Source organism: Henriciella algicola (genome assembly GCF_003576245.1).
In the GTDB taxonomy this organism is placed as follows: Bacteria; Pseudomonadota; Alphaproteobacteria; order Caulobacterales; family Hyphomonadaceae; genus Henriciella; species Henriciella algicola.
This window is the reverse complement of the sequence record NZ_QWGA01000003.1, coordinates 1,326,393-1,338,595: the sequence shown is the minus strand read 5'-3', so window position 1 is coordinate 1,338,595 and position 12,203 is coordinate 1,326,393. Positions and strand designations below refer to the sequence as shown.

Here is a 12,203-nt window from a genome sequence, read left to right as displayed (position 1 = left end):
CACCGGGGGATGAAGGCTCATGTTGCGTAGAAAGGCTATCAGCACATGTCCAAAGAAACACAGGGTGATGTCCAGGAACTCGCTTTCGCGGTCGGCCAGTCGGTCGTCTATCCGGCACACGGTGTCGGTCAGATCACGAAGATCGAAAAGCAGACCGTCGCTGGCATGTCACTCGAAGTGTATGTGGTGTCGTTCGACCAGGACAAGATGATCCTGCGCGTGCCGACCAACCGCGCTGAAGCCTCGGGCATGCGTGCCCTCGCTGGCTCCAAGCTCGTTGATGATGCCCTGAAGACCCTCGGCGGCAAGGCCCGCATCAAGCGTACCATGTGGTCGCGCCGGGCTCAGGAATACGAAGCGAAAATCAATTCTGGCGACCTGATCTCAATCGCAGAAGTTGTGCGCGACCTGCACCGCGGCGAAGATCAGCCAGAGCAGTCCTACTCCGAGCGTCAGCTTTATGAGAACGCGCTCGACCGTATGGCCCGCGAACTCGCGGCGGTCGAAAACACCGACCACGACACCGCAATGGAGCGCCTTGCAAAGTCGCTCGCCAAAAAGAAAGCCGCCTGATCGGCCGCCTTCTTTTCAGGTCATAAATTCAAAGCCCCGCCCTCACCGGCGGGGCTTTTTGTTTACGGAGATGAACGAAAGCTGAATTTTTTTTGCCGCTGAGTGAACCAATACTCGTCATGCGCGTATGAACATGCAGGGACCGTCCGTAAAAGACAGATGAGGAGCCGCGCCATGGCAGTTCGTTCGACAACAGATACAGCAGATCGCCGTTTTGTCAGAACCGCCATGAACAAACCGATGCTCAGTCAGGAACACGAAGTGGACCTTGCTGTACGCTGGCGCGACCATCAGGACGAAGACGCCCTGCACGAACTGACCAGCGCCTATATGCGCCTCGTCATCTCCATGGCCTCGAAATTCCGCCATTATGGCCTGCCGCTGTCCGATCTTGTCCAGGAAGGCAATGTCGGTCTGATGCTGGCCGCCGCACGCTTCGATCCAGAACGCGAAGTGCGTTTTTCCACCTACGCTTCGTGGTGGATCCGCTCGTCCATTCAGGACTTTGTCCTGCGCAACTGGTCGATCGTCCGCACCGGTACGACCGCCGCGCAGAAGTCGCTCTTCTTCAATCTGAAGCGCCTGCGCGCGAAGATCGACGATACGGGCGACGGCATCATGACGCCGCAGAACAAGACCTGGATCGCCACCCATCTCGGCGTGCCAGAGCGCGACGTTGAAAACATGGCCTCGCGCCTGTCCGCCTCCGACCGCTCGCTCAACGCGCCGCTCGCGACCGACAGCGAAGCGCAGTGGCAGGATCTTCTCGAAGACGAGAATGAAGTCACCGAAACCCGCGTCATGGAAATGCATGACAGCGAGCGCCGCCGCCGCTGGATCCTTGAAGCCCTCAAGACGCTGACCGATCGCGAAAACCTGATCATCCGCGAACGCCGCTTCACCGACGACACCGTCACCCTCGAAGTGCTCGGCAAACGTCTCGGCATCTCGAAAGAGCGCGTCCGCCAGATCGAACATCAGGCGCTCGGCAAACTCCGCAAGGCGCTGGTTTCCATGGTCGGTGACCCAGAAGAAACCGGCCTCATTCCGACCCGGTAGATTACTCCTCTTCCCTTAAAAACCTTCAAGGCCGCAGGCTCCCGCTTGCGGCCTATTTCTTCGCTCCCCATATCCCCTTTGAAGCCGATGGTCGCCGCTGAGCGGGGCCGGAAGCCGACCCGCGGCCCCGCCGGATGCAGCACGACGCTGATCCAGTCAGACCGCCTTAAAAATTCTGCCTTTGAAAGGGGATAGATATGAATTTCGATACGTACACAGAGCGTGCGCGAAGTGTAATCCAGTCGGCCCAGACGGCCGCGCTTGCTGCAGGACACCAGCTTTTCCTGCCAGAGCATATCCTGAAAACCATGCTCGAAGACCGCGACCGGCTCGCCGTGAATCTCATTCGCGCGGCTGGCGGTAATCCTGAAATCGTTCAGCAGAAAACCGATGAGGCCCTCCGCGCCCAGCCGAGCGTTTCTGGCGGCGATGCAGGCCTTCGCCTCGACCAGAAGACGGCCAAACTCTTCGCCGACGCGGATGCCGGCGCGAAGAAGGCGGGCGACAGCTATGTCACCGTTGAGCGCCTTCTGATCGCACTTGCAGGCCTCTCAGGCTCCAAGGCTGCCGCAGCGATCGAAGCAGGCGGCGTTAAGCCCGGCGCGCTCGAAGCTGCCGTCGCCAAACTCCGTCAGGGCCGCACGGCCGACACCGAAAACGCCGAGCAGGGCTATGAGGCGCTGAAAAAGTACACGCGCGACCTCACCGCCGATGCGCGGTCCGGCAAGCTCGACCCGGTCATCGGCCGCGACGAGGAAATCCGCCGCACAATCCAGGTGCTCTCCCGCCGCTCCAAGAACAATCCGGTCCTGATCGGTGAGCCGGGCGTCGGTAAAACCGCCATCGCCGAAGGTCTCGCCCTTCGTATCATCAATGGCGACGTGCCTGAAAGCCTGAAGGACAAGCGCCTTCTCGCCCTCGACATGGGCGCGCTGATCGCTGGCGCGAAATTCCGCGGTGAGTTCGAAGAGCGGCTGAAAGCCGTCATCAAGGAGATCGAACAGGCCGAAGGCGGCGTGATCCTCTTCATCGATGAGATGCACACCCTCGTTGGCGCGGGCAAGACGGATGGGGCGATGGACGCCTCCAACCTGCTCAAGCCCGCCCTCGCGCGCGGTGAGCTTCACTGCGTCGGCGCCACCACGCTCGATGAGTACCGCAAATATGTCGAAGGCGACGCCGCCCTCGCCCGCCGCTTCATGGCCGTCTACGTGAATGAGCCGACGGTCGAGGACACGGTCTCCATCCTTCGCGGCCTGAAAGGCCGTTACGAAGCCCACCACGGCGTGCGCGTCTCCGATGCGGCGATCGTATCGGCGGCCAGCCTGTCGAACCGCTACATCACCGACCGTTTCCTGCCGGACAAGGCCATCGACTTAATGGACGAGGCCGCCTCGCGTCTTCGCATGCAGGTCGACTCCAAGCCTGAAGCGCTCGACGAGATCGATCGGCGCCTGCTCCAGCTCAAGATTGAGGCGGAAGCTCTCAAGAAGGAAAAGGACCAAGCCTCGAAGGACAGGCTAGAAGCCATCGAGGACCAGATTGCAGAGCTGCAGTCTGAATCTGACGAGCTGACAACCGCCTGGGCCGCCGAGAAGGACAAGCTGAAAGGGGCCGCCTCTGCTAAGGAAGAGCTCGACCGGGCCAATGCCGACATGGCCGAAGCCCAGCGCCGGGGTGACCTCTCCCGCGCCTCAGAGCTGAAATACGCCGTTATCCCCGAACTGGAGGCGCGTATCGCAGCGGTCGAACGCGCCGAAGCAGAGGACAAGGAAGATGGCGGTCTCGTTTCTGAGGTCGTGCGTCCAGAGCATATCGCCGCCGTCGTCTCCAAATGGACCGGCATCCCCGTCGACAAGATGATGGAAGGTGAGCGCGAGAAGCTTCTTCGCATGGAAGAGGCGCTCATGAAGCGTGTCGTTGGTCAGGAAGAGGCGCTCGCCGCTGTTTCCAACGCCGTCCGGCGCGCCCGTGCTGGCCTGCAGGATCCGAACCGGCCAATTGGCTCCTTCCTCTTCATCGGTCCGACTGGTGTCGGTAAGACAGAGCTCACCAAGGCGCTCGCCGAATTCATGTTCGACGACGACTCGGCGGTGCTGCGCCTCGACATGTCGGAGTTCCAGGAGAAGCATTCGGTCGCAAGGCTGATTGGCGCCCCTCCCGGTTATGTCGGCTATGAAGAAGGCGGCGTGCTGACCGAAGCTGTCCGGCGCAGACCCTATCAGGTCGTCCTGTTCGATGAGGTAGAGAAGGCCCATCCGGACCTCTTCAACACGCTGCTTCAGGTGCTCGATGATGGACGCCTCACCGATGGCCACGGCCGTACGGTGGACTTCCGCAACACCATCATCATCATGACCTCGAACCTTGGCGCGGATGCGCTTGCCAGCGGTGATGCCGGTGAGATCAATGACGCCCAGCGCGAAGCGGTGATGATGGCGGTCCGGGCGCACTTCCGGCCGGAATTCATCAACCGGATCGATGAGATCGTCTTCTTCAAACGGCTCGGCCGGGCAGAGATCGATCATGTTGTCGACATCCAGATGGCTCGCCTGTCGAAGCTGCTGGCCGATCGCAAGATCAAGGTCGACCTGACAGAAGGTGCCCGCACCTGGCTCGCCGATCGCGGCTATGACCCGGTCTATGGCGCGCGCCCTCTCAAGCGCGTGATCCAGAAAGAGCTTCAGGACCCGCTGGCCCGCCTCGTTCTCGAAGGCAAGGTCGCCGACAACTCGACCGTAAAGGTCGATGTCGAAGGCGATGCCCTCTCGATCAACGGCGTGCCGAACGACTTCGCCAAAGGCGCTGCCGCCCTGAACTGATCAGCAAGCGCCAGAGCTTGAAACCTCACCCGGCCCCTTAGCGGGCCGGGTGATTTTCGTTGAGAAACGCAAATGTCTCACGCAGCACCTGCGCCCGCACATCCGAGCCGCCAATATAGTGGTCGGCTTCGCCCAGGCTGACGGATCTGAAGCCGGGCTTCCCATCAAGCTCACTCGCAATCAAACGCGCCTGCCCCGTGCGCACCACAAGGTCATTCTCGGCATGCAGGATCAGGATCGGCTGGTCATACTCGGCTGCCCGCGCCACAGGAGAGATCACCGCGCGTTCGGCCTCTGAATCGAACCGGTTCAGCCCGAGATAGCGCTCCCAGTACTGGCCGGTCTCGGAGTCCAGCGCGAACGCCCCGACATGGGCGAAGGGCTGGGTGACACCGTTCACAGAGATAAGGCAGCGCGAGCGCGCCTTGTCCTTCAGCCCCATCATCAGCGCGGCATAGCCGCCATAGCTCGCCCCCGCGACACAGTAAGCGTCTTCTGCGACAAGGCCCTGGCTCACCGCCCACGCGCCCGCATCAGCGATATCGTCGATCATCTTGCCGCCGAACTCACCAAAGCCGGCATTGCGGAAATCCTGCCCATAGCCGCTGGAGCCGCGGAAGTTTGGCTGGATGACAAGATACCCTTCGGCCGCCAGTGCCTGCGCCCACCAGTCATAGCCAAGACCATCGCGCGCCTCAGGGCCGCCATGCGGCATGATCACGGTCGGGAATGGGCCATCCTCCAGCGTGCTGCCGGGCGGCAGTGTCAGGAAGGTCTCAACCTGAAGCCCGTCACGCGCCCGGATCTCGCGTGTCACAACCTGCCCGGTCGTCGCCTCTGCAAGATGGGACGCGGCCGAACCAATCGGGCCCAGCGCCCCTGCCCCCCGGTCGAAGACATAATAGTCGGCAGGTCTGCCGGGCTCTGCGGCAGAGATCGCAATCTTTGACCGGTCGCGGTTCCAGGATTCGATATTCACGCGCTTACCACCGAGCGCGCCGCTCAACTGGCTGAGCACGTCGCTCAGGACCGGATCGGTGAACACCTGACGCGTCATGCCGTCGAAATACTCGAACCCTACAATGCCGCGCGTATACGTGTCGCGCACCGGGCTCGCCCGGCCGACATCGACACCTGCAATCCGGACCGGCTCCATGGAGCCATCCTCAAGCGACATGAAATACAGCCCGTCCTCGTCGCCAACATCGCGGAAGATGATCAGCTTGCCGCTCGCTTGGTCGAGACCAAGCACCGCGAAGTCATTGGCGCTGGCGCTATCATAGGTGAACAGTGTGCGATTGTTGCTGCGAAGCTCTCGCCTTGTGGAGCGATCCGGGCTGACGATTTCAGCGACAACCTCCCCCTCAGCGTCGAACCAGGCGCCGAGGGTCGACTTCAGTAGGGTGCGCTCACGGCGCGATTTGCCATTATCGAGCCGCGTCTTGAACGTTGCGATCGACCAGGCCGTACCGCCCCGGTCTGGCCTGATACTACCCAATGTATGCTCGCTCTGGCCTGTATTGGCTGTCACAGCCGCCATCATGACATTGCGGTCGTCACCCGGCAGGACCGAAACCACCGACTGCGCGTCAATAATCAGCCCCTCATCGTTCAGGAGAACATTCAGCTCATTGTCATCGATGTCGTAGGACAGCGCCTGCAGGAAATTATAATCCCTCTGCCCGTCCACGGTCTGCAGAGACTTGAAGGTCGAGACATTGATGATGAGGTAGTCATCTGACGGCCAGTAGAAGCCCTGAAGGCGAACTTCCCCGCCAAGCGGGATGAATGCGACGTCCTCGCCCTTTGCGATATTGAAGATACAGACTGAAGGCTGCCCCTGCGGTGAGCAGTGCACCGCGAGCAGATCACCGGTTGGAGACAGGCTTGGCCACTTCACGCCATCTGCGCGTCCATAAAGGTCCGCTGTGTCAGCAAACGACGGCAATCCTGCAGTGAACACTACACACAGCGCGGCAATCAGTTTCTTCATGGATCAGCTCCTCCCTCTCAACCTGAGAGCTAGAGGGTCACGTCTGACCGGGCAACTGCCCAGCAGCTGAAAGCTTCGGAAATTGGCTGGAAGTACGGATACGGCGCGGACGGTCGGCCAGATCTGCGCAATTATGCATGGGTGCGCTGCACAAATATGTCTTCAAATTAATGCTGCATGCGCGAAGGTACTGTTGTGCACCTGCGAAATGCGGGGCCATCAAGGGCAACGACCCAGCAATTCAAATCGAAAAGGGCTCGATTATGAAAAAGCGTATTTCCTCCTTCCTCTTCGCAATGTCCATCTTTGGCGGCGTTGCGCACGCTGAAACCGACTACAAGGCCGTCTCCGCAACGCTGACCTATGACGAAGCCGCACTCGCGACCGAAGCCGGCGCCGCTGAAGTGCTCGCAGACCTTGAGCTGCAAGCAGAGCGCGCCTGCCGCAAGGTTTCGCTCGTCACCATCGGCCTCGCCGTTGACGAAGTCTGCGCTGAAGACCTGATGTACCAGGCTGTCGACAGCATCGCGAACCGCAACCTGTCCATGCAGTACGCAGACTCGTCCTACTTCACGCCAGCACCATCGGCACGCATCCAGCTCGCCGCACGCTAAGCGTCAGTTTCGCCTCTCCAAGTTTGAGGCGACACGATATCAGGAACCCCGGCACGGATTATCCGGCCGGGGTTTTTTCGTGCCTGAGAGCCGGGATCGGTCGTCGCCCAGCCGATCCTCAACACATCGCGATATGTCGCCCCTCCACCAGACCAAATAAAAAACCCGCGCTCATCATCTGAACGCGGGCTTTCTGTGACTTGAACCGTATTTGCAGCAGCGCCGCTTATGGCGCTGGCGGGGCCTCATGGCTGGCCATCAGGACGCCGCCGCCATTCGGGGTCGGTGCCGTCTGGCGCATCTGGTCGATCTCGTCGCGGCGTGCGACGAACTCTTCGAACATGGCCGGGCTGTCAGCCAGCTTGCGGCCGGTCGGCATGTCCAGCGTCATCGCATTGATGTGCGAGCCGTTGCGCAGGACTTCATAGTGAAGGTGCGGGCCGGTCGATGCGCCGGTGGAGCCGACATAACCGATCACGTCGCCCTGCTGGACGCGTGTGCCAGCGCGCATGCCGCTCGCAAAGCGGGACATGTGCGCATAAGCGGTCTGGAAGCCATTCGCGTGCTTGATGCGGATATAGTTGCCATAGCCGCCATAGCGGTTGGCGCGCTCGATCGTGCCATGGCCAGCTGCGTAGATCGGCGTACCGGTCGGGGCAGCAAAATCGGTGCCCTTGTGCAGCTTGTTATAGCCAGAGATCGGGTGGCGACGATAACCGAAGTTCGAAGAAAGACGCGCGCCATTGATCGGCGTCTTCATCAGGAACTTCGTGGCGCTCTCGCCGTCGAAATTGAAGTAATCCGTCGCGCCATCATCTTCCGGCGTGAAACGGTAATAGGACTTGTCGACACGGCGGCCGTTGAAAGCCGCATAGAGAACATTGCCGGAGCTGACGCGGTTGCCGCGCTCATCGACCATCTCTTCATAGACGATCTCAAACTCATCGCCCGGCTGGACGTCGCGCTGGAAGTCGAGGTCATAGCCAAAGATCTTGGCGAAATCGACGACCTGCTGGTCATGTGCACCCTGCGAAAGAGCAGTCTGATAGATGCTGCCATCAATCGTGCCTGCAACCCGGCGCTCAACTGGCTGGGTGTGTGGCTGGAGCACCATCGGCATGAACTCGCCGTCGCTCATGCGCTTGGAGAGGATCTGGCCGCCATTGTCCCGGCTGAGCGACAGGGAGACGAGCTCAGCAGTGTCTGGCGTATCGCCGCGGAATTGTGCCGTCACATTGAGACCCGGGCGCACACGGCGCGGATCGACAAGCTCAGCATCATAGATCGCCTGGAGCGAACGCGACGCATCGGAACCACCAACGCCAAGTTCAGTTACCAGTTCGATCAGCGTCTCGCGCGGCTGAAGCGTGCCGTCGCGGGTGATGACTTCGGTTTCGGGATCGAACCCGTCCGCCGTCAGGAGCGTTGAAGCAAGCGGCATGGCAAGTTGCACAGTGGCTGGGATCTGAGCCTCAGCGGTGCGTGACTGGCCGAGCGAGTGGAAAACACCAAGAGATGTACCAACAGCGGCGATGCCGAGCATGGAAAGGGTAACTGTACTACGCGATAGGTTCATGTCGTGAAACGGGCCTCCCTGGTCCCAGCGTGCAAGACGCGTGCAGACGGTTCAAGTCTATGCCCCTGTGAGTTGAATTCCTTACCTCGCAATTAAGGTAAACGGTTTTTCAACTAGCCCCGCTACTGTAGCTATCGCAGGGACGGGGGCTTCTGCAAGCAGGTGTTCCATTACATCTGCATTAGTCGCTGCGATGCAGCATCTGGATACGGAATGATCAGGCGTTTGATTAAAAATCGTCCATGGATGACAATCAGCTGTGCTGTCGTGGGATTTGTTCTGCTGGCGCTGGTCTCGATTTGGCTCATGCGCCAGTCGATCGCGCGCCACTACACAGAGCGCTGGTGCGCCGCCAACGACCTGACCTGCAGCTTCGAGATCGACCGACTTGGCCTCTCCGGCGTCTCGCTGAGCGAGATTTCCATCGCCAACCAGACTGACCGCAGGCCCGTCGAAGCTGGCAAGCTGGAGGTTGACCTCGACTGGCCGGGCGTCTTCTCACCCAGCATCCGCCTCGTCAGTGTCGATGATCCGGTCATCCGGCTGGAATACAATTCCGATGGAAGCGTCACGCTCGGCGGGCTCGAAGACATAGCTGCCAGCGACAGCTCGGATGACACCCAGCTCAACATTCCCGCCATCCGCATGCGCAATGCCCGCGTCGAGATCGCGACCCCCGCGGGCGATATTCGTATGTATGGCGATGTGAACGCACAGCTGCCACTGCAGGCCGAAATCCATGCGCGCGCAGAACCTGCCGACCTTCGAACAGATCAGGGGCGCCTGAAGATAGAGGAAGGCCGCCTCGACCTCTCCATCATCGGCGCCGCCGTACAGGGTAGCGCCCGCTTCCAGCTCAGCGAGGCGCGCTTCGACGCCTATCAGGGCCGGAACATCCTTCTGGACGCCAGCCTGACGCCATCCCTGCGCCCGACGCTTGAGTTCACGCTCGAGGCCGAAGAGAGCGCCGCGCAGGACATCGCCGCTGAGAACCTCCGCCTGACCGGGACAGCCGGCATCAACCCCGGCAAGCTCGACACCACAGAACACGGCCCCATAGGCTTCCTGCGCTCGCTCGTAGTCTCGGGTGAGGCATCAACGCTGCGCTACAAAGAAAACGTAGTGACCTCGCCGACGGTGACGCTGGATGCCGCCCGTTCGCGCGCCGGCCCGCTTGAGGGCACGCTCGCCATCGGCGCAGAGGCGGCCACGCTCGCCGGTATATCACTCGGCCGCTCCACCCTGACTGGAGAGGGCGAGGTGGACGACCAGCTGAACGAAGCCGAACTCGCAGGCGACCTCACCATCGCAGAAGCGTCCATTCCAAGAGAGATGAGCCGCGACCTTCTCTCGCCGCTGCGGTCAGGTCCGCCCTTCACCGCGCACGGCAATGCACTGCGCAGCGGCCTCACAGCTGCCCTGAATGATTTCAGGCTCGGCGCCTCCTACCGGTTCGGATTCGAGCGCGGCGCGGGCTGGACGCTGGAGACAAGCGACAAGATCAACGCAACCGCCGCCAACGGCGCGCAATTCTCGCTCGCCCCCACCACGAATGAGCGTGTGCTGACCATTTCAAACGATCGCACAGAATTGAGCGGCGTCGCCGCCCTCAATGGCCCATCGCTCCCCTCGCTTGATGCCTATGTGAAACAGGCTGGCGTTACGTCCGACGGCGTCCTGCTTGAAACAGGCAGGCTGCGCATTGCCCCGTGGCGCGCCGACGGCCTCACCCTTTCTGTGAATCTCGACCAGCTCACCCTCAACACAGAAGCCGCCGAGCCGGGTCTCCAGGCTGTCGGCACAGCCAGCATCAATGGTCGCATGTTCGGGCTCGACTTTGCCGACACCAGCATATTTGGCGGTGTCGATGCGCGCCTCTCGGATCCGCTGCGCGTCCAGTCCTTCAGTACACGCTGCATCGGCCTCAAATCCGACGGCTTCACCTCGCCCGATACGTTGCGCGTCGGCGCCTTCCTGACAGAGCTCTGCCCGCAGGACGGGCGCCTCCTGCGGCGTGCAAATGGCGCGATTTCAGGACAGCTTGGCGTCGCCTCGCTTGAGCTGCCGTTTGAGAGCGAAAGCACGTCAGGCACAATTGCCCTCAATGATGGCGTTCTGGACTGGCGCGCGGCCAGTACGGCCAGCCTCAGCCTTACCGGCCGCCAGATGACCGCAGACCTTGAGATCGGTGAGAACACGCTTGTCATCGCCGCCGCGCGGCCAGAGCTTGGCTTCAAGACGGGCCGCCCGCTCTCCTTCTCGGCGCGCACCCGGCGCACAGAGCTGACCGGCTCGCTCGTGCCTGCGCTGATCGACATCGAAACACTCACGCTTGATGCTACGCTACCCGAAACCGGCATTGCAGGCTCTGGCAGTGCAAGCACCGTCATCATCCGCGACAAGAATGAAGACCCCATCTACGAGCCGCTGCAGACCGACCTCAGCGCCGAGTTTGCCAACGGCATCATGCAGCTGAGCGGGCCTCTCCGGACCAGCCGCAGCCAGCGCGAGATCGCTGACCTGCAGATGACGCTCAACCTGGTAGAGCTTGACGGTGAAGCGTCGCTGCGTTCCCGCGACCTCATCTTCCAGCCAGGCGCCTTCCAGCCAACGGCCCTCAGTGAACGTGTGCGCGGCCTCCTGTCGAACGCACGTGGGCGGCTGAATGCCGGCGCGTCCCTCCTCATTGATGGCGGCGACCTCAGCGGCACTGGCTTTGTCGAGGTCCGTGATTTTGGCTTCGACACGCTGCGTGTGGGCGCGGTGAACAATATCAATGGCCGTATCGATTTTGACGAGCTGCTCAAGCTCCACACCCCGCCCGGCCAGAAAGTGACCGTTGGAGAAATCAATCCGGGCCTCCCCCTCCGGGACGGCGAGATCGGCTTCCAGATTCTCGGGGCAGATGCGGCGATCATTGAGCGCGCCTCCTGGCCATTCGCGGGCGGCACGCTGCTGCTAAACCAGTCGCAATGGACGATCGCGGGCACGAGCGACATCGTTGAGATCACCGCCCGCGAGATTGAGCTCTCGCGCTTGATCGAAGTCTTCAGCCTGCCGGACATCAACGCCAACGGCACAGTCTCAGGCACCTTCCCGGTGGAGCTTCGCGGCGCCAATGTATTCATCCGCAACGCTGTGCTTCGCGCCGACGAGGAAGGCGGCACAATCGCCTATACGGGCAGCGTCGCCGACGCGGCCTCGCAAGCCGACGAACGCGTCGACATGGCTTTCCGGGCGCTGCGAAACTTCGAGTTTTCGGTGCTGGAGGTTGGCGCAGACGGCAACCTCACCGGCAGCATGATGATCACGCTAGAGCTGGTCGGAAAGTCGCCGGATGTGCTTGGCGGCGCGCCATTCGCCTTTAATATCGGCGTCGATTCAGAGCTTTCCAAACTGATCCGTAGCAGCCAGAGCATCACCGGTACTGACTGGCTTGCAGAGGTCCGCAATGGCTCGCTTACTGGCGATGACGCACCGGATGAAGAAGATATCGAAGACGCCCCCGCAGGTGACAAGCCGTCTGAGCCATGAGCAAACATCTGTTCAAATCAGGTTCAGACACT

Annotated in this window: 7 protein-coding genes; 5 read left to right on the top strand and 2 right to left on the bottom strand. The window is 61.3% G+C overall.

The annotated features are described in order from the left end of the window. Positions 1-45: 45 nt before the first annotated feature. The 3 genes from D1222_RS07110 to clpB all read left to right on the top strand — a co-directional run bounded on the left by D1222_RS07110 (position 46) and on the right by clpB (position 4,454). Positions 46-573, top strand: a complete 528-nt coding sequence (locus D1222_RS07110; protein WP_119453483.1) for a CarD family transcriptional regulator — start codon at positions 46-48, stop codon at positions 571-573. Between the two features lie 174 nt (positions 574-747). Further along, entirely contained in the window at positions 748-1,632 is an 885-nt protein-coding gene (locus tag D1222_RS07105) for an RNA polymerase factor sigma-32 (RefSeq protein WP_119453482.1), read from the top strand. 197 nt (positions 1,633-1,829) lie between these two features. Next, entirely contained in the window at positions 1,830-4,454 is a 2,625-nt protein-coding gene (clpB, locus tag D1222_RS07100) for an ATP-dependent chaperone ClpB (protein ID WP_119453481.1), read from the top strand. Between the two features lie 37 nt (positions 4,455-4,491). Here clpB and D1222_RS07095 read toward each other — a convergent pair whose 3' ends face one another. Beyond that, positions 4,492-6,447 carry an alpha/beta hydrolase family protein gene (locus D1222_RS07095; protein ID WP_119453480.1) on the bottom strand — a complete coding sequence of 652 codons (1,956 nt, stop codon included), beginning with the start codon at positions 6,445-6,447 and terminating at the stop codon, positions 4,492-4,494. Between the two features lie 263 nt (positions 6,448-6,710). Here D1222_RS07095 and D1222_RS07090 point away from each other — a divergent pair, with 263 nt between their 5' ends. Further along, entirely contained in the window at positions 6,711-7,061 is a 351-nt protein-coding gene (locus D1222_RS07090) for a UrcA family protein (protein ID WP_182481892.1), read from the top strand. 226 nt (positions 7,062-7,287) lie between these two features. Here the strand turns inward: D1222_RS07090 and D1222_RS07085 are convergent, their stop codons facing one another. Then, a complete protein-coding gene (locus D1222_RS07085; protein ID WP_233348545.1) occupies positions 7,288-8,637 on the bottom strand; it encodes a M23 family metallopeptidase in 1,350 nt (449 codons plus the stop codon). A gap of 246 nt (positions 8,638-8,883) precedes the next feature. Here D1222_RS07085 and D1222_RS07080 point away from each other — a divergent pair, with 246 nt between their 5' ends. After that, positions 8,884-12,171, top strand: coding sequence for an intermembrane phospholipid transport protein YdbH family protein (locus tag D1222_RS07080; protein WP_182481891.1), 3,288 nt, complete (start codon positions 8,884-8,886; stop codon positions 12,169-12,171). Positions 12,172-12,203: the final 32 nt, after the last annotated feature.

What these genes read in the sequence shown, in the direction of transcription:
- D1222_RS07110 (WP_119453483.1), top strand. Translation starts at nt 46, where the DNA reads ATGTCCAAAGAAACACAGGGTGATGTCCAGGAACTCGCTTTCGCGGTC.
- D1222_RS07105 (WP_119453482.1), top strand. Translation starts at nt 748, where the DNA reads ATGGCAGTTCGTTCGACAACAGATACAGCAGATCGCCGTTTTGTCAGA.
- clpB (WP_119453481.1), top strand. Translation starts at nt 1,830, where the DNA reads ATGAATTTCGATACGTACACAGAGCGTGCGCGAAGTGTAATCCAGTCG.
- D1222_RS07095 (WP_119453480.1), bottom strand. Translation starts at nt 6,447, where the DNA reads ATGAAGAAACTGATTGCCGCGCTGTGTGTAGTGTTCACTGCAGGATTG.
- D1222_RS07085 (WP_233348545.1), bottom strand. Translation starts at nt 8,637, where the DNA reads ATGAACCTATCGCGTAGTACAGTTACCCTTTCCATGCTCGGCATCGCC.
- D1222_RS07080 (WP_182481891.1), top strand. Translation starts at nt 8,884, where the DNA reads ATGACAATCAGCTGTGCTGTCGTGGGATTTGTTCTGCTGGCGCTGGTC.
- D1222_RS07090 (WP_182481892.1), top strand. Translation starts at nt 6,711, where the DNA reads ATGAAAAAGCGTATTTCCTCCTTCCTCTTCGCAATGTCCATCTTTGGC.